This is a genomic window from Ferranicluibacter rubi, from assembly GCF_011603255.1.
Lineage (GTDB): Bacteria > Pseudomonadota > Alphaproteobacteria > Rhizobiales > Rhizobiaceae > Ferranicluibacter > Ferranicluibacter rubi.
In genome coordinates, this window is the sequence record NZ_JAANCM010000005.1 from 1 (window position 1) to 21,109 (window position 21,109).

The 21,109-nt window shown below is 62.2% G+C and carries 21 protein-coding genes; 12 read left to right on the plus strand and 9 right to left on the minus strand.

All coding sequences use genetic code 11. The annotated features are described in order from the left end of the window. The first annotated feature begins 3 nt into the window (after positions 1–3). Complete coding sequence (locus tag G8E10_RS11235; RefSeq protein WP_343289737.1) at positions 4–687, plus strand: SDR family NAD(P)-dependent oxidoreductase; 684 nt, start codon at positions 4–6, stop codon at positions 685–687. A gap of 43 nt (positions 688–730) precedes the next feature. After that, a complete protein-coding gene (locus G8E10_RS11240) occupies positions 731–2,284 on the plus strand; it encodes a cryptochrome/photolyase family protein (protein WP_167128894.1) in 1,554 nt (517 codons plus the stop codon). A 31-nt stretch (positions 2,285–2,315) separates the two neighbouring features. On the opposite strand, the gene iolG is transcribed toward G8E10_RS11240, so the two are convergent. After that, on the minus strand, positions 2,316–3,311 hold the full coding sequence (iolG, locus tag G8E10_RS11245) for an inositol 2-dehydrogenase (protein WP_167128897.1): 996 nt from the start codon (positions 3,309–3,311) through the stop codon (positions 2,316–2,318). A 348-nt stretch (positions 3,312–3,659) separates the two neighbouring features. On the opposite strand from iolG, the gene G8E10_RS25925 reads away from it, so the two are divergent. Beyond that, complete coding sequence (locus G8E10_RS25925; protein ID WP_281517531.1) at positions 3,660–3,941, plus strand: hypothetical protein; 282 nt, start codon at positions 3,660–3,662, stop codon at positions 3,939–3,941. A 24-nt stretch (positions 3,942–3,965) separates the two neighbouring features. On the opposite strand, the gene G8E10_RS11255 is transcribed toward G8E10_RS25925, so the two are convergent. After that, on the minus strand, positions 3,966–4,478 hold the full coding sequence (locus G8E10_RS11255) for a hypothetical protein (protein ID WP_167128902.1): 513 nt from the start codon (positions 4,476–4,478) through the stop codon (positions 3,966–3,968). Positions 4,479–4,591: 113 nt separating this feature from the next. Continuing rightward, positions 4,592–5,569, minus strand: coding sequence for a LysR substrate-binding domain-containing protein (locus G8E10_RS11260; protein WP_167128905.1), 978 nt, complete (start codon positions 5,567–5,569; stop codon positions 4,592–4,594). A gap of 278 nt (positions 5,570–5,847) precedes the next feature. Here G8E10_RS11260 and chvE point away from each other — a divergent pair, with 278 nt between their 5' ends. The 6 genes from chvE (at position 5,848) to G8E10_RS11290 (ending at position 11,577) form a co-directional block, all read left to right on the plus strand. Next, positions 5,848–6,915 (plus strand): multiple monosaccharide ABC transporter substrate-binding protein, encoded by a 1,068-nt coding sequence (chvE, locus tag G8E10_RS11265; protein WP_110799401.1) that lies wholly within the window; start codon positions 5,848–5,850, stop codon positions 6,913–6,915. A 118-nt stretch (positions 6,916–7,033) separates the two neighbouring features. Next, positions 7,034–8,569 carry a multiple monosaccharide ABC transporter ATP-binding protein gene (gene mmsA, locus G8E10_RS11270; protein WP_132447705.1) on the plus strand — a complete coding sequence of 512 codons (1,536 nt, stop codon included), beginning with the start codon at positions 7,034–7,036 and terminating at the stop codon, positions 8,567–8,569. After that, positions 8,569–9,777 (plus strand): multiple monosaccharide ABC transporter permease, encoded by a 1,209-nt coding sequence (gene mmsB, locus G8E10_RS11275; protein ID WP_110799399.1) that lies wholly within the window; start codon positions 8,569–8,571, stop codon positions 9,775–9,777. The genes mmsA and mmsB overlap by 1 nt, the downstream gene beginning before the upstream one ends. Positions 9,778–9,871: 94 nt before the next feature. After that, on the plus strand, positions 9,872–10,864 hold the full coding sequence (gene araD1 / locus G8E10_RS11280) for an AraD1 family protein (RefSeq protein ID WP_167128908.1): 993 nt from the start codon (positions 9,872–9,874) through the stop codon (positions 10,862–10,864). A gap of 57 nt (positions 10,865–10,921) precedes the next feature. Beyond that, positions 10,922–11,167, plus strand: coding sequence for a type II toxin-antitoxin system Phd/YefM family antitoxin (locus G8E10_RS11285; RefSeq protein ID WP_167128911.1), 246 nt, complete (start codon positions 10,922–10,924; stop codon positions 11,165–11,167). After that, positions 11,167–11,577, plus strand: a complete 411-nt coding sequence (locus G8E10_RS11290) for a type II toxin-antitoxin system VapC family toxin (protein WP_281517549.1) — start codon at positions 11,167–11,169, stop codon at positions 11,575–11,577. The genes G8E10_RS11285 and G8E10_RS11290 overlap by 1 nt, the downstream gene beginning before the upstream one ends. Positions 11,578–11,659: 82 nt before the next feature. Here G8E10_RS11290 and G8E10_RS11295 read toward each other — a convergent pair whose 3' ends face one another. From G8E10_RS11295 to mnmC2, 5 genes are all read right to left on the minus strand, one after another. After that, positions 11,660–12,478 (minus strand): transglutaminase family protein, encoded by an 819-nt coding sequence (locus tag G8E10_RS11295; protein ID WP_167128917.1) that lies wholly within the window; start codon positions 12,476–12,478, stop codon positions 11,660–11,662. Positions 12,479–12,497: 19 nt separating this feature from the next. Then, on the minus strand, positions 12,498–13,436 hold the full coding sequence (locus G8E10_RS11300) for an alpha-E domain-containing protein (protein WP_110728393.1): 939 nt from the start codon (positions 13,434–13,436) through the stop codon (positions 12,498–12,500). A gap of 5 nt (positions 13,437–13,441) precedes the next feature. Next, positions 13,442–14,836, minus strand: a complete 1,395-nt coding sequence (locus tag G8E10_RS11305; RefSeq protein WP_165910577.1) for a circularly permuted type 2 ATP-grasp protein — start codon at positions 14,834–14,836, stop codon at positions 13,442–13,444. Positions 14,837–15,147: 311 nt separating this feature from the next. Beyond that, a complete protein-coding gene (locus tag G8E10_RS11310; RefSeq protein WP_165910536.1) occupies positions 15,148–16,695 on the minus strand; it encodes a DEAD/DEAH box helicase in 1,548 nt (515 codons plus the stop codon). 298 nt (positions 16,696–16,993) lie between these two features. Next, a complete protein-coding gene (gene mnmC2 / locus G8E10_RS11315; protein ID WP_167129438.1) occupies positions 16,994–17,746 on the minus strand; it encodes a tRNA (5-methylaminomethyl-2-thiouridine)(34)-methyltransferase MnmC2 in 753 nt (250 codons plus the stop codon). Positions 17,747–17,784: 38 nt separating this feature from the next. Between mnmC2 and G8E10_RS11320 the strand changes: the two genes are divergently transcribed. Together G8E10_RS11320 and G8E10_RS11325 are read left to right on the plus strand one after the other, a co-directional pair. After that, positions 17,785–18,948: an NAD(P)/FAD-dependent oxidoreductase gene (locus tag G8E10_RS11320; protein ID WP_281517532.1), complete on the plus strand. Its 1,164-nt coding sequence runs from the start codon at positions 17,785–17,787 to the stop codon at positions 18,946–18,948. A 93-nt stretch (positions 18,949–19,041) separates the two neighbouring features. Continuing rightward, positions 19,042–19,575: a tetratricopeptide repeat protein gene (locus G8E10_RS11325; RefSeq protein WP_167128920.1), complete on the plus strand. Its 534-nt coding sequence runs from the start codon at positions 19,042–19,044 to the stop codon at positions 19,573–19,575. Positions 19,576–19,640: 65 nt separating this feature from the next. Here the strand turns inward: G8E10_RS11325 and G8E10_RS11330 are convergent, their stop codons facing one another. Next, a complete protein-coding gene (locus tag G8E10_RS11330; protein ID WP_167129445.1) occupies positions 19,641–19,994 on the minus strand; it encodes a PRC-barrel domain-containing protein in 354 nt (117 codons plus the stop codon). 219 nt (positions 19,995–20,213) lie between these two features. Here G8E10_RS11330 and G8E10_RS11335 point away from each other — a divergent pair, with 219 nt between their 5' ends. Beyond that, on the plus strand, positions 20,214–21,020 hold the full coding sequence (locus G8E10_RS11335) for a DUF1045 domain-containing protein (RefSeq protein WP_167128923.1): 807 nt from the start codon (positions 20,214–20,216) through the stop codon (positions 21,018–21,020). Positions 21,021–21,109: the final 89 nt, after the last annotated feature.

Here is a 21,109-nt window from a genome sequence, read left to right on the forward strand (position 1 = left end):
TGTATAAGAGACAGGGCGGTGGTTCTCGGGGCCAGCGGCGGGATCGGGGCTGCGGTTCTGGCGGCGCTTGAGGGTGATCCGATGTGTGGTGAGGCGGTCGGGCTATCGCGGCGGGATGACGGGATGGATGTGACGGAGGAGGGGTCTGTGCGGGCTGCCGCACTTGGCGTTGCCGAGCGGCTGGGATCGGTGGATCTGGTGTTCGATGCGACCGGGGCGCTGGAGATCGATGGGCATGGACCGGAGAAGACGATCCGGGCGATCGATCCCGCCGTCATGGCGCGGCAGTTTGCGTTGAACGCGATCGGGCCGGCGCTGCTGATCAAGCATTTTGCGCCTCTGCTGCCACGGGATCGGCGCTGCGTGTTCGCGACGCTTTCGGCGCGGGTGGGGTCCATCGGCGACAACAGGCTCGGAGGGTGGATGTCCTATCGCTCGGCGAAGGCCGCGCTCAACCAGATTGTTCGGACGGCGGCGATCGAGATCTCTCGCACATGCCCTGAGAGCGTCGTCGTGTCCCTGCATCCCGGCACGGTGGAAACAAGCCTGACGGCCCTGCATGGGCGGCACGCCCACAAGGTTTCGCCAGCGCAGGCGGCCTCTGCGCTTCTTTCTGTCATCGATGGCCTTTCGCCGGCGCAGACAGGGCAGTTCTTCGCCTATGACGGGGCGGAGATCGCATGGTAGCGGCGGCATCGAACGCGCGGCAGATGGCGGGAGGGGATGTGCGATGAGCGGTGACAACATTCGCAACCTGATCCTCATCCTCGGCGACCAGCTATCGCCGGAGATGTCGAGCCTCGCCCAGGCATCGTCGGATGATGTGGTGCTGATGTGCGAGGTCATGGAGGAGGCGGAATATGTGCGGCATCATCCGAAGAAGATCGCCTTTCTCTTCTCCGCCATGCGCCACTTTGCCGAGGATCTCAGGGCGCGCGGGCTGACGGTGCGGTATGTGCACCTGGAGGACGAGAGCAATAGCGGCTCGTTCGGCGGTGAGGTCGGTCGTGCCGTCTCGGATCTGCGGCCGGACCGCGTCATCGTGACAGAACCGGGCGAGTTCCGCGTGCTGGAGATGATGGACGGCTGGCAGCGGGCGTTCAACGTTCCGGTCGAGATCCGCGACGACATGCGGTTCCTCTGTTCGCGGTCCGAATTCGCAGCCTTTGCCGGCGGGCGGCGGCAATTGCGGATGGAGACGTTCTATCGGGACATGCGGGTGAAGACCGGGCTGCTGATGGAGGGCGACACGCCGGCTGGCGGGCGCTGGAACTTCGACGCCGACAACCGCAAACCCGCGACGCTCGATCTGTTCTCGCAGCCTCGCAAGGGGTTCAAACCGGATACGATCACCAAGGATGTGCTGGAGCTTGTCGGGCGGCGGTTCGGCGCGCATTTCGGGCGGCTCGAAGGCTTCGACTTCGCCGTCAGCCGAGCGCAGGCGGAGACGCTGCGGGACAGGTTCATGGTCGATCACCTGGCGCGGTTCGGGGAGCGGCAGGATGCCATGCTCTCGGGCGATCCCGTGCTCAGCCATTCGCTGCTGTCGTTCTACCTCAATGCCGGGCTGCTCGATCCGCTGGATCTTTGTCGGCGGGCGGAGGCCGTCTATCTTGCCGGCGACGCGCCGCTGAATGCGGTGGAAGGCTTCATCCGCCAGATCATCGGCTGGCGGGAGTATATTCGCGGCGTCTACTGGCTGAAGATGCCGGACTACCGGGAGATGAATTTTCTGGAGGCCGATCGTGCGCTGCCGGATTTCTACTGGACGGCCGAGACACGCATGGCCTGCCTGCGACAGGTGATCACGGAGACGCGCGACAATGCCTATGCCCACCATATCCAGCGGCTGATGATCACGGGAAATTTCGCCATGCTGGCCGGCGTTCGGCCGATCGAGATCCACCAGTGGTATCTCGAGGTCTATGCGGACGCCTATGAGTGGGTGGAACTGCCGAACGTCATCGGCATGAGCCAGTTTGCCGATGGCGGCTTTCTCGGGTCGAAGCCCTATGCCGCGGGGGGCAACTACATCAACCGCATGTCGGACTATTGCGAAGGCTGCGCCTACGACGTGCGCAAGAAGACGGGGAAGGATGCCTGTCCGTTCAATGCGCTCTACTGGGATTTCCTCGACCGCAACGCGGACAAGCTGAAGGGCAATCACCGGCTGGGGCCTGTCTATGCCGCATGGGCGCGGATGAGCCCGGAGAAGAAGCGGGAGACGCGGCAGAGCGCCCAGACATTCCTTGCAGAACTGGACGCCCTGCCGAAGACCTATTGATGGCCTCCCTCGGGGTGAGGGCCGTTCAAGCTCAGATCTCGACGGCGATCTGGCGCTTTTCCTTGACGGAACGCAGCGCGGCTTCCGCAAGTGCGAGTGCGGCAAGGCCGTCCGCGCCGGAGGGCGTGATCGGCGTGCCGGTCTCGATGGCGGAGATGAAGCTCGCGATCTCGTTGGCATAGGCCTGGGTATAGCGGGTCATGAAGAAATCGTGCAGGGGCGGGCGGGTGTAGCCTTCGCCATTGGCGATCTCGATCGAGACGGCGCGCTGGTTTTCCGCCGAGACGACGCCCTTGGAGCCGTGCACTTCGATGCGCTGGTCGTAGCCATAGGTCGCGCGGCGCGAGTTCGAGATGATCGCCTGCTTGCCGGTGGCCGTTTCGAGGATCACGGATACGCTGTCATAATCGCCGGCTGTGCCGATATCGGGATCGACCAGCACGGCGGCATGGGCCGTGACGATGGTCGGCTCTTCGCCAAGCAGGAAACGCGCCATGTCGAAGTCGTGGATCGTCATGTCGCGGAAGATGCCACCGGAGCGCTTGATGTAATCGACCGGCGGGGCGCCGGGATCGCGCGAGATGATCGTCACCATTTCCACATCGCCGATGCGGCCGTCATCAATGGCCTGGCGCACGGCCATGAAATGCGGGTCGAAGCGGCGGTTGAAGCCCACCATCAGCTTGCCGTCCGTCTCGGCGACCGTCTTCAGGCAATCGCGCACGCGCCCGACGTCGAGATCGATCGGCTTTTCGCAGAAGATCGCCTTGCCGGCGCGGGCGAAGCGTTCGATCAGGTCGGCATGGGTATCGGTGGGCGTGCAGATGACGACGGCGTCGATATCGTCGGCCGCCTCGATCGCCTCGATGGTGCGGACCTCGCAGCCGTAGCTGTCGGCAATCGCCTGTGCGGCCGCGGGAAACGCATCGGCAACGGCCACGAGGCGCGCATGAGCATCGCCGCTGACGGCCTTGGCATGGACCTTGCCGATACGGCCGGCGCCGAGGAGACCAAATCTCACAGTCATGTTACCACTTTCGATAGCTCGGCCCGAGAGCCACAGGACGCGGAATGATGCGCTCACTCCGCTGGAAGCGCTTGGCGATCCGCTCACGGCGGATCAGGCATGTCGAGGAGGGGAAGTGCCAGCAACGCCGTCTCCTCCCGAGGCGTCGCGTCGTCCTGATCGATGTCGAGTCCTCCGGAACGAAACATTGATCTGGATTAATTTTTGGAATTTTTATTCCGTCTTCTTCCTGCCCGTCAAGCCGGTACCCTTGCGCTTGCGATGTTTTTTGCGCATGTCATCTGCGCAGAGCGACGCGATCCCGTGATATGGCGCGCTTGGCAGACGTTTGGTCATCCAAGAGGACGCATGCAGAAGTTCATCGACCCCGATCATCCTTTTTACCGCCCTCTCTGGCGACGGCTGCTGATCGTCGGGAGCTGCGCGCTCTGGACGGCGGTCGAGTTCTGGAACGGCGCCTCGACCTGGGGCATGATCTTCCTGGCCGTCACCGCCTACACCTCGGCCACGCTGATCGTGTTCTTCAAGCCGACGACGATATCGACCGAGGCCGTGCCGCAGGAGAGGGCCGTCGATACGCAGCCGCTCGCAGATCCCGACGCGCCGTCGAAGGACGAGCCGAAGGTCTGACGTTCAAAGCTCGAGGCGCGCGCTCTATCGGGGGCGCTGTGGTGTCATGCCGATCGGCAGGCCGCGCTTCAGCCGGCGCAATGCCTCGTCCACCAGCATGTTGGCGATCGTCATCCGCGTCGTCGCTGCCTCTCTATCCTCCGGCGCGTGGCGATCCGGATGGTTGCGGTTGGCGAAAGCCCGGCGCCTTTCTGCGAGCGTTACCGGTGTGTCGGCATTCGAGAGTTCAAGGTCTTCGGCGACCTGCGCGGGCGTCAGCCGGTCGAGGTGGGCGGGGCGTTGCCGGGGCAGGGGCTTTGCCGCTTGGAGAACCGGAGCGGGTCGCGGAAGTGGCGGTTCCGGCGCAGCGCTCACCGCTTCATCCATATCGGCATAGGCTTGTCGCACGGCATCGCCGCCGGCGGCGCGTTCCGTATCGAAGGCGAGGCCCGCATTGAAGCCTGCGATGCCTGAACGCGGGGTTGCCTCGGCATCTTCCCGCGGGTCTTCCGCCTCTATGCGCTCAAGCACGGACTGGAAGAGCGATTTGCCGAACATGGCCGTCCCTTCCGGCTGGGGCTGCACGCTGATGTGGCGCAGCGGATTGTCTTCCTCGCAAGCCAAGCACGACAGGGTTGCGTAAGCCTGTCCATGCCGAAAGCGAACGCCTGTCAGCCTTTGCTTTCCTGAAGGATCAGGTCGTAAAGCAGCTTGGCGCTCGGCGGCAGTTCGCGACCGCGGGGCGTGATGAGGCTGTAGGGGCGGATGGTGATGGCGAAATCGATTGGGAGGATGCGGATCTCGCCGATGGACGTTCCGTTGCTGGCGACCAGTTCCGCAACGTCCTTGGCCACGGGCGCAATCGCATTGGTGTTGCGCACGATGGAGAGGGTCAGGATGATCGAGGACGTGTTGATCGTTGTGGTCGGCAGGGGCACGCCGCTCGTGAGAAAACTGTCCTCCACGGATCGCCGCAGCAGCGTGCCGGCCGGCTGGAACACCCAATCGTAGCCCGGCAGGTCTCCGTGCACGATGACCGGCTTTTCGAGCAGAGGATGGCCCTCGCGGACGATGAGACAGACGTCTTCCGAGCCGATTTCCACAAGGTCGAACTGGCGAGGATCGATATCGTCGGGAATACGGCCGATGACGAAATCGTGACGTGCGGCCATCAGCTCGCGGATCAGCACGTTGCTGTTTTCCACCTGGATGCTGATCTCGATGCCGGGATAGGCCGTCGTCACCTGGTGCATGGCGGGCACGGCGAGATGCAGGGCAGGGCCCGTAACCGAACCGAGCGAGACCGAGCCGCCGCGGCCCGTCTTCAGCTCGCCGATCTCCCGGGCGGTTTCGCGAAGTTCGAGGAAGATGGTGCGCGCGCGTCGGGCGAGCGCCTTGCCGTAGGGTGTGAGTTCGACGCCACGCGCCACGCGCTCGCAAAGGGGTGCGCGCAGGATCGATTCGATTTCTCCGAGCATGCGTGAAGCTGCCGGTTGCGATATGCCCAAGGCCTCGGCAGCGGCACTGATCTGGCCTCTATCTTCGATCGCAAGGATCAGATGCAGGTGGACAAGCTTCAAACCCGACTTGAAAACATTGCGCGCTGATGGACCAAAAGGTACAAGCCCTTGATTTTCCGTATCTTCCACGTGACGTCGCCCTCCCAGGTCCTCATCGTGCTAAAAATCACATTCTTTTCGTTTATTATACCAAAAAAAATATACGCCTACACGAATATTGTATTTGACAGTTATGGAGTTTGATTCCAGTTTGCCGCCGTGTGCGCCGGCGCTTGCGGAGGTTAAAGCCGGGGGGATTTCTTCATCCATTTTCCCTCCACCCTGGAACGATGTTCCGGGTGCGTCCAGCGCCGCACATATCGCGACGGCTCCAGGCCGGCGCGGTCAACACTCCAGGGAGAGACCTTATGAAATTGGTTACATCACTTCTGGCCGCTGCCGCCATCGGCGTCGCGTCCTTCGCCTTCCCGGCTTTCGCGCAGGACAAGGGCACCGTTGGCATTTCCATGCCGACCAAGACCTCGACCCGCTGGATCTCGGACGGCGAGACCATGGAAAAGCTGTTCAAGGAAGCCGGCTACACGGCAGACCTGCAGTTTGCTGACGACGATATCCCGAACCAGCTCGCCCAGATCGAAAACATGGTCACCAAGGGTGCGAAGGTTCTCGTCATCGGCGCCATCGACGGCACGACGCTCTCCGACATTCTCGCCAAGGCTCACGAAGCCGGCGTCAAGGTCATCGCTTACGACCGCCTGATCCGCGACAGCGGCAACGTCGACTACTACGCGACGTTCGACAACTTCCAGGTCGGCGTTCTCCAGGCAACGACGCTCGTCAACGGCCTGAAGCTGGACGGTGCGACCGAGCCGAAGAACGTCGAACTGTTCGGCGGCTCTCCGGACGACAACAACGCCTTCTTCTTCTACGATGGCGCGATGTCCGTTCTCCAGCCGTTGATCGACGCCAAGAAGATCGTCGTCAAGTCCGGCCAAGTTGGCATGGAACAGGTCGGTACGCTGCGTTGGGACGGTGCCGTTGCACAGGCCCGCATGGAAAACCTGCTGTCCTCGACCTACACGGATGCAAAGGTCGATGGCGTTCTCTCCCCCTATGACGGTCTCTCGATCGGCATCATCTCGGCCCTGAAGGGCGTTGGCTACGGTTCGGGCGACATGCCGATGCCGATCGTCACCGGCCAGGACGCCGAGCTGCCTTCGGTCAAGTCGATCATGGCTGGCGAACAGTATTCCACGATCTTCAAGGACACGCGTGAACTGGCCAAGGTTACCGTTGGCATGGTCGATGCCGTGATCAGCGGCAAGGAGCCCCAGATCAACGACACCAAGACCTACGACAACGGCGTCAAGGTCGTCCCGGCCTACCTGCTGAAGCCGGTTGCCGTCGACAAGACCAATGCCAAGGACGTTCTGGTCGGCGCCGGCTACTACACCGCCGAGCAGATCGACAACTAAGCGATCACGCTATCATGGGGTCCGCGATACCCGTCGCGGACCCTTTTGGCATATGGGGAGCCTGACCCTCGGCCGGTCCCACCTCATCACACGACGGACGGCCACTGGAACGCCTGACATGGACAAATACATTCTCGAAATGCGGGGCATCACCAAGACGTTTCCCGGCGTGAAAGCGCTCGACAACGTCAATCTCAAGGTTCGCGAGGGCGAGATCCACGCGCTCGTGGGTGAGAACGGTGCCGGCAAATCGACCCTGATGAAGGTGCTCAGCGGTGTCTATCCCGCCGGCAGCTATGACGGGGACATCGTTTACGACGGCTCGGTTCGGCAGTTCAAGGACATCTCCGACAGCGAGCATCTCGGTATCATCATCATTCACCAGGAACTGGCGCTCGTTCCGCTGCTCTCGATCGGGGAAAACATCTTCCTCGGCAACGAGGTGGCGACCAAGGGCGTCATCGACTGGAAGGAAACATTCGCCCGCACGCGCGAGCTTCTCGCCAAGGTCGGCCTGAAGGAATCGCCTGCAACGCTGATCACCGATATCGGCGTCGGCAAGCAGCAGCTGGTGGAAATCGCCAAAGCACTGTCGAAGAAGGTGCGCCTGTTGATCCTCGACGAGCCGACCGCGTCGCTCAACGAGACGGATTCGGCAGCCCTTCTTCACCTGCTAATGGAATTCCGCAAGCAAGGCATGACCTCGATCATCATTTCGCACAAGCTGAACGAGATCAAGACGGTCGCCGACAAGATCACCATCCTGCGCGATGGCGGCACGGTGGAAACGCTTGACTGCCACAACGAGGATATCGGTGAAGACCGGATCATCAAGGGCATGGTCGGGCGTGACATGGACGACCGGTATCCGCCGCGCGAGCCGAAGATCGGCAATACGCTGCTGGAGGTGAAGAACTGGAACGTCTATCACCAGCACCACCGCGACCGGCAGTTCCTGCATGACGTGAACTTCACAGTTCGCGCCGGCGAAGTCGTCGGCATTGCCGGGCTGATGGGTGCCGGGCGGACCGAGACGGCGATGAGCATCTTCGGTCGCTCGTGGGGCCACAAGATCACCGGTGACGTGCTGATGCACGGCAAGCCGGTCGATGTGAGCACCATCCAGAAGGCGATCGAGGCGGGTCTTGCCTATGTCACCGAGGACCGCAAGCATCTGGGCCTCGTGCTGAACAACAACATCATGCACAACACGACGCTCGCCAATCTGCCGGCTGTTGCCAATGGCGGCGTGATCGACGGACACCGCGAGCGCGAGGTCGCCACCGACTATCGCAAGCGCCTGCGCATCCGCTCGCATTCGATCTATCAGGAAACGGTGAACCTCTCGGGCGGCAACCAGCAGAAGGTCGTGCTGTCCAAGTGGCTGTTCACCAATCCCGAAATCCTCATCCTCGACGAGCCGACACGCGGCATCGACGTCGGTGCGAAATACGAAATCTATTCCATCATCAACCAGCTGGCCGCCGAGGGCAAAGGCATTCTCATGATCTCATCCGAGATGCCCGAGCTTCTGGGAACCTGCGATCGTATCTACGTCATGAACGAAGGTCGCATCGTCGCGGAACTCCCCAAGGGTGAAGCCAGCCAGGAATCCATCATGCGAGCCATCATGCGCTCCGGGGAGAAGCACTAATGGTCCTTGAAACCAGCGCACCAACAAACAAGCCGTCCGTCGGCGCCTATCTGAAAGCTAACATCCGCGAATATGGCCTTCTGGTCGCGCTCGTCGTCATCATGTTGTTCTTCCAGTTCGTCACCGGCGGCGTGCTGTTCCGCCCCGTCAACATCACCAACCTGATCCTGCAGAACTCGTTCATCGTCATCATGGCGCTGGGCATGCTACTGATCATCGTCGCCGGCCATATCGACCTCTCGGTCGGGTCCATCGTCGCCTTCACTGGCGGCCTGTCGGCCGTCATGATGGTGAAATGGGGCATTCACTATTCGCTCGTGGTGCCCCTTTGCCTCGTGCTCGGCGGTCTCGTCGGCGCAGCCCAGGGATACTGGGTCGCCTATCAGAAGATCCCGTCCTTCATCGTGACGCTGGCGGGCATGCTCGTGTTCCGCGGCCTGACCTACCTGATCCTCCAGAACCGTCCGATCGGCCCGTTCCCGAAGGAATTCCAGATCCTTTCCACGGGCTTCGTTCCCGACCTGCTCTGGTTTGCGAACCCCAACCCGGCCATCGTCACCAACCTCTTCGCGCTGGTCGCGGTCATCGTCCTCGTCGGTCTCGCTGTCTATTTCGGTCTGAAGGACCGCAGCAACAACGACAAGCATGGTACGGAGAACGAGCCCTTCGTGTTCTTCGCCATCCAGATGGCCATCATCGGTGTGGTCGCGATCTTCCTCGGCTTCCAGCTGTCGACCTATCGCGGCTTCCCGAACGTGCTGATCGTCATGGCGCTGCTCATCGCGCTCTACACTTTCATCACCACGCGTTCGACCATCGGCCGCCGCATCTATGCCATGGGCGGTAACGAGAAGGCCGCGAAGCTCTCGGGCATCAACACCGAGCGCCTGACCTTCCTGACCTTCGTGAACATGGGTGTGCTCGCAGCCCTTGCCGGCATGATCATCGCGGCCCGTCTGAACTCGGCGACCCCGAAGGCCGGCGTCGGCTTCGAGCTGGACGTCATCGCGGCCTGCTTCATCGGCGGCGCCTCGGCCTCCGGCGGCGTCGGCAAGATCACCGGTGCGGTCATCGGCGCGTTCATCATGGGCGTCATGAACAACGGCATGTCGATCATGGGCCTCGGCATCGACTACCAGCAGCTCGTCAAGGGTCTGGTGCTGCTCGCCGCCGTGTTCTTCGACGTCTACAACAAGAACAAGGGCTGATCGTCGCCCGAAAGGGTACCCGGTCGTTCGAGATCACGCCGCCGTCTGACACGATCAGATGGCGGCGTTTGCATTTGAAACGGGAGAGAACACCATGCTGATGTCGCAGATCCGTAATGAGGACGGCTCGATCACGGTTGCAGTAAGGGAAGAAGGCGAGCCGGCCCGTGCCGTTCGTGGCGCGTTGAGCGTCTACGATCTGGCACGTGAAGCCGCCAACTCCGGCCGGACGTTCGCCGATGTCGTGACCACGAGGGGCGTGGCGGGTGTCGTCGATCTGCAGGCGGCGTATGCGGAAGGCCGGTTCCTGCCGCCGATCACGCATCCCGATCCGGCGCATCTCCACCTGACGGGCACCGGCCTGACCCATCTCGGTTCCGCTGCCACACGCGATGCGATGCATGCCGCCGCCACGGCCGACGAAGCTGCGATGACCGACTCCATGAAGATGTTTCGGATGGGTCTCGAAGGCGGCAAGCCGAAGCCGGGAGAGACGGGCGTGCAGCCCGAATGGTTCTACAAGGGCAACGGTCTGCAACTCGCGTCACCGGGCGGCGATCTCATCTCGCCCGCCTTCGCCGCCGATGGCGGGGAGGAGCCCGAAATCGCCGGGATCTACATCATCGCCGACAATGGCCAGCCCTTCCGGCTCGGCTTGGCCGTCGCCAACGAGTTTTCCGACCACGTCACCGAGCGGATCAACTATCTCTTCCTCGCCCATTCCAAGCTCCGTCCTGCCAGTTTCGGTCCGGAAATCCGCATCGGCAATGCCCCGCAGGACATCCGCGGCACCTCCCGCATCCTGCGCAACGGCGCCGTCCTGTGGGAAAAACCCTTCCTCTCCGGCGAAGCCAACATGTCCCACAGCTTCGCCAACCTCGAATATCACCACTTCAAATACGGCCTCTTCCGCGCGCCGGGCGACGTGCATGTGCATATGTTCGGCACGGCGACCCTGTCGTTCGGGGATGGTGTGCGGACCGAGGCGGGAGATGTGTTCGAGATGGAGGCTGCGGGGTTCGGGCTGCCGCTGAGGAACCGGCTGGTGGTCGGGGCTGAGGAGGTGGTGTCGATGGGGGTGCTTTGAGGTCTTGTGCCTTATCGGCGAAGGACATATCTTTTACGCGTGTTCCGGAGGTATGCCATGAGCGTTCGACATGTTGGTGCTGTGGAATTTGAAGCGACGTGTATGACGATCATCGACCGCATGAAGGATGATGGGGAGCCTGTGATCGTTATCAAGGGTGGAGAACCTGTGGCAATGGTGACACCACTCTTCCAATCGAAGCGCCGCAGCAGCGTGATTGGTGCTCTCAAGGCGCCTGATTACGACTTTGATGATCCATTCGGCTCGATTGCTGCGCCCGGAGATTGGAATGCGCAGTCTTGATGGTGCTGGACACGCATGTTCTTGTCTGGGCCGTCCAAGATGATCCGAAGCTGAAACGCCAAGCGAGAACGCTTCTCGATGCTGCGACGGCAGACGGACGCGTTCTCGTCGCTGCTATCAGCCTATGGGAGATCGCGATGCTCGTGAAAAAAGGACGCTTGGTTCTCGGCATAGATGTTGGCCGTTGGATCGACCAAGTGACCACATTGCCTGGAATTGAGATTGCGCCACTAAACGGTCGGATTGCTGTTGAGAGTGTGAGTCTGCCCGGAAGCTTTCACGCGGATCCAGCCGACCGTATGATCGTCGCCACTGCCCGTTGCCATGAACTCCCGCTGATGACCGCAGACGAAGCTGTTCTTGCTTATAGCGCGGCGGGGTATCTGAAAACGATTCCGGCCCATCTCTAACCATCATCGTGCTCGCGCTTCGATTGCCGAAGGTGTCATTCACGTATCTTCGAACGAAACCTTTAGAGAACCGTCCTCCGTGTCAACTCTGACTCTGGCTCTGCCCCTGCTGCTCCACCGTCAGCGCCACCGTCAGCGTCTCATTCGCAGCCCCGTGGACCAATCCAGAGATGGGGGCGGCGTCGCGGTAGTCGAGACCGGTGGCGATGCGGACGTAGCGTTCGTCGGGGCAAACGTCGTTGGCTGCGTCGAAGCCGACCCAGCCGAGGCCGGGGAGGTGGGCTTCGGCCCAGGCATGGGTGGCTGACTGCTCGATGCGGTCGTCCATCATCAGGTAGCCGGAGACGTAGCGGGCGGGGAGGCCGACCGAGCGGGCGCAGGCGATGAAGATATGGGCGTGGTCCTGACAGACGCCGATGCCGCGGGTCAGCGCCTCGTCGGCCGTCGTTTCGGTACCGGTGGATCCCGGCTCGAAAACGACGGCCTGGTGTATGGCGCCCATGAGGTTGTGCATCTGCGCGAGGATGCCGTCGCCGGACTGGGACTTGGCGAGATCGCGGATCTGCTTCGTCCGTTTGGTCAGCGGCGTGTCGCGCTGGAAGAGCCAGAGCGGTATATAGGACTGATGGGGTCCGAACACCCCGGCGCGATCCTCCGTCTCGACCTCGCCGCTTGCGACGATGCGCATGCGGATCTGGTCTCCCATGACGCTGACAAGGGTGACGCGGTTGGCGAAATGATCCTCGTAGCCGACCTCCACCTTCGCGCCTTCCACCGATGTCTCCCAGTTCAGAACCCTCTGTCCCGGCTGGGTGAAGGGCGTGAGGCGAAGCCGCTGCAGCGAGTAGCTGACCGGCTCCGCATAGCTGTATTCGGTCGTATGGGTGATTTTCAGTCGCATGCGCCTGATATGTCCTTGTTCAATAGAACCGGTAGCCGTCGGAGATTTCCTGGCTCAGACGATTGTTCTGGGTGATGAACGTCTCGATATACTCGTGCAGGCCTTGGTCCATCACGTCTTTGATCGAGCAGTTCCGCAGCGATTTCAGCGTGTTCCCCGACGTGTCATGGGCATTGTGCCTCTCGCCGTATTCCCGCTCGAGATAGCCCAGATTGCTGTTGATCTTGTCGTAGCAATAGGCGAGCGACCGCGGCATGCGGCCGTTAAGGATGAGGAAGTCGGCAATGTTCGCGGCCTTGTACTCCGCCTCATAGACCCAGCCGTAGCTGCGATGGGCCGAAACCGAGCGCAGGATCGATTCCCACTGCACGTTGTCGATGGCTGTGCCCACCTGTGACACGGCCGGCAGCAGGACGTAGTATTTCACATCGAGAATGCGGGCGGTGTTGTCGGCGCGCTCGATGAAGGTGCCGATGCGCGAGAAGTTGAACAGGTCGTTGCGCAGCATCGTGCCGTGGAATGCGCCACGGATGAGGCCCGTCTTGCGCTTGATCGCGTCGATAACCTCCGGCAGGTCGGCGGCCTTTACCCGGCGGGCGAGCATGGATTTGAGGTCGAGATAGCACTCGTTGACCGCCTCCCATGTCTCGCGCGTCAGCGCCGTGCGCACCATGCGGGCATTGCTGCGGGCGGCTTCGATGCAGGACAGCACGCTCGATGGATTGGTCGTCTCGCGCAGCAGGAAATCGACGGCGTCGGCGCTGGTCGCGCTTTCATAGCGCTGCTCGTAGATGTCGATGACGCCCGAGCTCTGAAGCACGCTTTCCCAGTTGTCTTCGCCGAGGTGCGAGCGGGTGAGGGACATGCGCAGTCCGGCATCCACGAGGCGGGCGCTGTTTTCGGCCCGCTCGATATAGCGGAACATCCAATAAAGGCCGTTTGCGGTTCTTCCGAGCATGCCGATCAGTCCTCCAGTACCCAAGTGTCCTTCGTGCCGCCACCCTGGCTGGAATTCACCACCAGAGAGCCGGCTTTCAAGGCCACGCGGGTCAAGCCGCCGGGAATGATCTGCACCTTGTCGGACACCAGCACGTAAGGCCGGAGGTCGACGTGGCGCGGCGCGATGCCCTTGTTGACCATGATCGGTACGGTCGAGAGGGAGAGGGTCGGCTGGGCGATGTAGTTGCTCGGGCGCGCCTTCAGCTTGTCGGCAAACAGCGCGCGTTCTTTCTTGGAGGCCGTCGGGCCGACCAGCATGCCGTAGCCACCGGAACCGTGGACCTCCTTCACGACGAGGTCGGCGAGGTTGTCGAGCACATATTGCAGGCTCGACGGCTCCGAACAGCGCCACGTCGGCACGTTCTCAAGCAGCGCCTTGCGGCCGGTGTAGAACTCCACGATCTCTGGCATGTAGGAGTAGATCGCCTTGTCGTCGCAAATCCCGGTGCCGGGGGCGTTGGCGATGGTGATGTTGCCGGCGCGGTAGACGTCCATGATGCCGGGAATGCCAAGCGCGGATTCCGGCTTGAAGGTCAGCGGATCGAGGTAGTCGTCATCCACGCGGCGGTAGAGCACGTCGATCGCCTCGTAGCCGCGGGTGGTGCGCATCCGGACCTTGCCGTCGATGACGCGAAGGTCAGACCCTTCGACCAGCTCGACGCCCATCATGTCCGCGAGGAACGCATGTTCGTAATAGGCGGAATTGTAGATGCCCGGGGTGAGCACGGCGACGCGCGGCTTGCCCTCGCAGCCGGGAGGAGCGACGGCCGCGAGCGAATGACGCAGCAGATAGGGGTAGTTCTCCACCGGCTGAACGCGGTTCTGGTAGAACAGCTCCGGGAACATCTGCATCATGGTTTCGCGGTTTTCGAGCATGTAGCTGACGCCGGAGGGCGTGCGGGCGTTATCCTCGAGAACGTAGAACTGGTCTTCGCCGGTGCGCACGATATCGGTGCCGACGATGTGGGTGTAGACCCCGCCCGGCGGTCGCATGCCGACCATCTGCGGCAGGAAGGCATCGTTCTTCTCGATCAATTCGCGCGGAATGCGGCCGGCCTTGATGATTTCCTGCTTGTGGTAGATGTCGTCCAGGAACGCATTGAGCGCGAGCACGCGTTGCTCGATGCCCTGCGCGAGGCGCCGCCATTCGCGCGCGGAGATGATGCGCGGGATGAGATCGAAGGGGATGAGCTTTTCGGCACTGTCGGCGTGGCCATACACCGCAAAGGTGATGCCGGTCTTGCGGAAGATGTTCTCGGCCTCTTTGGACTTGGCGATCAGGCGGGCTCTGTCCTGGTTGGCATACCATTCGTTGTATGTTGCGTAAGGCGGTCGCGGAGTGTTGTCCGCATTCATCATTTCATCGAATGCCAACGGCCTGGTCCCCTTTTTAAGCCATTTGATTACAAGCGCTTTGGCAATGCAAGAAGCATGCTCGTTTCAGACAGAAAGAAATTTTCACCCGTTCTGGCTGTCCCCTCAAGGGGTGACATGGTTTTCAGGTGCAAAATGGCAAGGCGAGTTGCGCGTGGATGCGTCGCTTTTTCGCACATTATCTTCGCAGCTGCTTATCGAATGAGCGTGTGCCTTCCGGCACAATCATTGCCCTGCAAATGAAAACGGCGGAACTTTCGTTCCGCCGTTTTCCGATCTCTAAAGTGCAGCGTGATTTACGCTTCTTCGCGACGCGAGCCTTCGCGGCGCTGGGCGGCCTGTGCGCCCGGGCTGCCGGCTGCCGGGCGAGGGCCGCGGCTGGAGGTGCGGGGTGCGCCGCCCGGACGGCCGTTGCGGTTGCCGTTGCGCTTGGCAAGGGCTGCCTGATGCGCGGCCTGCGCAGCCGGGCCCTGGCCCTTGCGGTGCTCACGGCGCTGCGCGCTGTCGTCACCGGCCAGCAGATCGTCGCCTGCAAATGGGCTCGGAGCCTGTGCCACGCGGGCCGGGCGGTTGTTCTCGCCGCCACGACCCTCATTGCGACCTTGGCCGCCACGGTTCTCGCCACGGCCCTGGCCGTTGCGGCCTTCGTTGTTGCTGCCGCGGCCGCCATTGCCGCGCGCATTGCGGGCTGCCGGTGCGCGGGAGATGTTGGCCGGCGCTTCGCCGCTGGCGACCGTGATGGTCATGTTCATCAGCTTTTCGATGTCGCGCAGCAGGCGGGCTTCGTCCGGCGCGCAGAAGGCGATGGCAATGCCGTCACGGCCGGCACGGGCCGTCCGGCCGATGCGGTGGACGTAGGCTTCGGCGACTTCCGGCAGGTCGTAGTTGTAGACATGTGTGATGCCGGGGATGTCGATGCCGCGGGCTGCGACGTCGGTGGCGACCAGAACCTTGATCTCGCCGTCACGGAACGCCTTGAGGGCGCGCTCGCGCTGGCCCTGGCTCTTGTTGCCGTGAATGGAGGCTGCGGAATAGCCGACCGATTCCAGATGCTTCATCAGCTTTTCGGCGCCATGCTTGGTGCGCGAGAAGACGATGGCGCGGCCGTCGGGGTTTGCCGTCAGCGACTGCTTCAGCAGCGTGACCTTTCCGTCCTTGCCGTTCACGAAATGCACGAATTGTTCGATCTTGTCGGCAGCCTTGCCGGCTGTGGCGACTTCGACGCGCTTGGGGTCGGTCAGGTAGTCGCCGGCGAGGTCTGCGATCGCCTTCGGCATCGTGGCCGAAAACAGCAGGGTCTGACGGTTCTTCGGAACGAGCTTGGAGATCTTGCGCAGGTCGTGGATGAAGCCGAGGTCCAGCATCTGGTCGGCTTCGTCGAGCACGAGGTAGCGCGCGGTTGTCAGCGTCACGGCCTTGCGGTTGAGAAGGTCGAGCAGGCGGCCAGGCGTAGCGACGAGGATTTCGACGCCGCGTTCCAACTGCTGGGTCTGCTTGTTGATGGAGGCGCCGCCGACGACGAGGCCGATACGCAGCGGGCTCTTCTTGACGAAGACCTTCAGGTTGGCGGCGATCTGGTTCACCAGTTCGCGGGTCGGAGCGAGGATGAGAGCGCGGACGTTGCGCGGGTCGGCGCGCTTGCCATCGGCCAGCATGCGCTCGATCATCGGCAGGCCGAATGCGGCGGTCTTGCCGGTGCCGGTCTGTGCGAGGCCGATGAGGTCATGGCCTGCAAGGACGAGCGGAATGGCTTCGGCCTGAATCGGCGTCGGCACGGTGAAACCTTCAAGGGTAAGGTTCGCAACCATCTGCTCGGAGAGGCCAAGGGAAGAAAAATTGGTCAAAGGTATGCCTTTCGGGGCGCCAAACGACAGGGACCGGAACAACGCTTCTCTGCGGTTCCGGGTCATCTGGTTTCAAGAACCCCGCGTGAAATGGGATCTTGGTGGGTTGAAAAAGCTGTCTGCGCTGCGGGTGCCGAATATGGCACGGTCTCATGGGTGCGCTTGGCCTTCGCTACGGAATGACAAAATCCGCTGGGCACGCTCACGCGGCGGCCGGAAGGTGACGCTGGCCCTCATGTCGTTGTTTCCCGGCCGAAAGTCAAGCTGTCTTTTCGCATGTGCGAACAGACGATCAGCCTTATAGGGTGCGCGCAAGTTCCGCTGGCTTGGTGCCGCACAACATTTCCCGCTTGCCGGCAAAGCCCTTGCGGCGCTCCACGACGAAGCCCGCAGCCTGGAGATTGCGGCGCACGAAGCCGGCGGCGGCGTAAGTGGCAAAGGTGCCGGCTGGTGCCGTGCGGTCGTGCACCGCTGTCATGAGCGCCTGCGACCACATGTCGGGATTGCGCGAGGGTGCGAAACCGTCGAGGTACCAGGCATCGAACGTCTCGGCATAGGTTTCGACACCGTCGATGGCCGAGCCGCAGACGATGGTGAGCGTGACGTCGCTTGCGAGGTCGAGACGGACGCTGCCGGAAAGCGTCTGCGGCCATTCGGCGACCAGCGCGTCGCGCTCATCCGTGATCTCGGGCCAGGCGGAGAGGGCGCGCGCGATGTCTGCCGCCTGCATGGGGAAGCGCTCGAACGAGGTGAAGGCGAGGCGGGCGCGAGCCGGTTTCTCGGTCATCTTCCACTGGCGCCATGTCTCGCAGAAATTGAGACCGGTGCCGAAACCGAGTTCGCCAATGGAGAAGACATGCGCTTCCTTCCAACGCTCCGGCAGGCCGTTACCGTTCAGGAAGACATGACCGCACTCCAGCCGTCCATCCGTGCGGCAATAAAAATGATCGTCAAATTCAACGGAATACGGCATATCGCCGGTGTGCCAGTCGAGTGTCTGGTGGTCCGGTGTCCGGACTTCAACGTCTTTGGTCGGGCGGCTCTCTGTCATGGACAAGCGATAATAAGCCCTGCGGGCAAGGTCAATCGATGGCGGATATGAAGACGGATCTGGTCGTTATCGGCGGGGGCATCATGGGCCTCTGGGCGGCGCTTCATGCGGCGCGCGCGGGGCTTGAGGTGCTGCTCGTGGAGCGGGCGACGATCGGGGCGGGTGCGAGCGGCGGGCTGCTCGGCGCGCTGATGCCGCATACGCCCGACCGCTGGAACGACAAGAAACAGTTCCAGTTCGATGCGTTGGTTTCGCTGGAGGGTGAGATCCGGCGGATGGAGGCCGAGACCGGTCTTTCCGCGGGATACCGGCGAACGGGCCGGCTTATTCCGCTCGCAAAGCCGCATTTACGAGAGATCGCGCTCCGGCAGGTGGCGGATGCGGATGTGAACTGGCGAAGCGGAGAGGTCGGCTTTGCTTGGGGCGTTCTGGATACTACGCCGGATGGCCTTTTCTCGTCGGATGTCGTCGCGGATGGAGCCGTTTTCGATCAACTGGCCGCACGTGTTTCGCCGCGCGGGCTGCTGCAACTTCTGACGTCCGTGCTCGGCACGATGCCGGGTGTAACCATCCGCGAGGGATGCGCGTCGCGGGAGATCGATCCGCGGCAGGGGCGGGTCGTTCTTGCCGACGGAACCGTCGTCCATGCCGGGAATATCGTGCTTGCGGCCGGAGTGGGCAGCTTTCCCCTGATCGATGGCTTGCAGCCGGTGGAGGATGCAAAGGCGCGGCCGGCAAGCGGCACGGGCGTGAAAGGGCAGGCGGCGCGGCTTGCGGTCGATCTCGATCCCGCACTGCCGATCCTCTATTCGGATGGCGTCTACGTCATCGCGCATGACACCGGCGGCGTGGCGATCGGCAGCACCAGCGAGATGGACTATGCCGATCCGTTGTCGACCGATCACAGGCTGGACGATCTGCTCGCGAAGGCGGTGAGACTGGTTCCGGCGCTGGTCGGCGCGCCGGTCATCGAGCGCTGGGCGGGCCTTCGACCCCGGGCCGTGGGTCGGGACCCGATGGCGGGGCCGCATCCCGACTATCCTCGCCTGCATCTCCTGACGGGTGGCTTCAAGATCAGCTTCGGCATCGCGCATCGCCTGGCGCAGGCGGTGGTGGAGCGAATCTGCGGGCGAGGGGAAGCAATCGCGTTACCCCTGTCGTTCCGGTGTGAAAGCCATTTTGGCGTTTCGGCGCGCCGCTGAGCATCGTCATCTCCCGGCATTGCCGGCCGCTGTTTGCATCTGTAAGAATCCTCGACAGGAGCGGATGACATTTTCGTCCGTCTGGAGGATTCCATGTCGATGTCCCAACACGTTCTGTCTCTCCTTGCCGGCGCCTGCATCGCCTCCGGGCTTTTCCTCTCGCCGGTCTACGCGGCAGGAGATGACAGCTCTAAAACGCCCGTCTGCAAGAAGGGTGAGATCTACGACCAGAAAACCAAGAAATGCATCAAGCAGCAGGGCTCGAACCTGACCGACGAGAACAAGGCGGACTATGCTTACGCGCTGGCCAAGGCCGAGCGCTATGCCGAAGCACTTGAGGTTCTGGACACTGTCGACAATCAGGAGACGGCCGAGGTTCTCAACTATCGCGGCTATGCCACGCGCAAGCTGGGACGGACGGACGAGGGGATCGGCTATTATCTGAAATCGGTCGACAAGGACCCGAAATATGCGAAGGTCCGGGAATACCTGGGCGAGGCCTATATCGTAAAAGGCCAGATCGATCTCGCGCGCAACGAGCTCGAGACCATCAAGTCGATCTGCGGCACCGATTGCGAGGAGTACAAGGATCTCGCAGAGGTCATCGCCGATCCTTCAAAGATCTGAGGCGACATGAAAATGGGCGCTACCGTCCGGTGCGCCCTTTAACATTGCGGATGGTTTACGCACACCTACATCCAGTAGGGCGGCACGCCGTAATAATCGTAGATGAGACGACCGTTTTCACGGTTCCAGTCATACTCGTCGTCACTGCGATACTTCGGTGCCTTCTCGACCTGTTCACGGGTCAACTCCGTGCGATAGCCGCCAAGCTCTTCGTCATAGCTGAGCTTCGTCCACGGTATCGGGTAGTGATCTTCGCCGATGCCGAGAAAGCCGCCGAAGCCGAGCACCGCGTAGGCAACCTGACCGCTCTGCTTGCCAATGATCAAGCGCTCGATCGAGCCGATTCGCTTGCCATCCGCTCCGTAAACGCGTGTCCCCTCTACTTTGTCGCTGGCGATGAGATCGTGAGTCTCGACGATGCTGGCGTCCTGAAGCTTCTGGCTGTTCTCCGGATGACCGGGGCTGTCGCCGTGCAGATTGGGGTTGTGATAGGTCACGTTCCTTCTCCTCTTCTGGCTTGATGTCTGTAAAACGTGCGAATGGCCGTCCGGTTCCGTTGTTTTCGATGCACATAAGAGGCCATCTTCGTCAGGCTGTCATGCAAATCACGTAGCGCAGGGGGCAAATCGAGGTTTGCCATGCGCTACGCCATTTGCTTCACCCCGCCGATCCATGATCCGCTCTCCGTTGCCGCAGCCGAATGGCTGGGGCGAAACGTCTATTCCGGTGACCTTTGCGAGCAACTGTCGGTGGCAGGCTGCAGCGCGCAGGATGTGGCCTTCTACACCGCGGTGCCGCGTCGCTACGGCTTCCACGGGTCGATCAAAGCACCGTTTCATCTGGCGACGGACCGGACCGAATCGGCGCTTCTGAAGGCGATGATGCGGTTTGCCGGCGAGATCAACCCGTTCGAGATTCCGGATCTCGAGGTCTCCTGGCTCGGCAGTGCCTTCGGGCTCAGCCCGCGCGTGCCCTGCGAGCCGATGACGCATCTGGCGGCACGGGTCGTCCAGGCTTTCGATGAGTTCCGCGCCCCCTTTACCGAGCAGGATATCGAGCGGCTCGATTCCGACAAGCTGACGGCACCGCAGTTTTCGAACCTGCACCGCTGGGGACATCCTTTCGTCATGGACGAATTCCGGTTCCACATGATGCTGACCGGGCCGATGACGGCTGCCATGCGCGCGAAGATGGAAAGGCCGCTGCGGGCGCAGTTCGAGCCCTTGCTCGCGCAACCGGTGAAGGTTGCGAGCCTTGCGCTGTTCATCGAGCCTGGGGCGGGGGCGCCGCTGCGCGTGCATTCCCAGCACCCTCTCGGCAAGCTTTCGGCGCATAAGCCGACGGCGCGCTTTACCGTGCCTTCCGATCCCACCGCCTCGGCGGCGACACCGGCGCGCGAGGTGCAGATGGCGCAGGCCATGCGGCGGTTGAGCACGAGCGCCTGATCACCGGCGCTGGAGACAGGCGCATCCGACCGACGTTCGAGAGGTGAAGGCCTCGCCGATTTCGGCTGTCGATATCGATCTTTATGCCT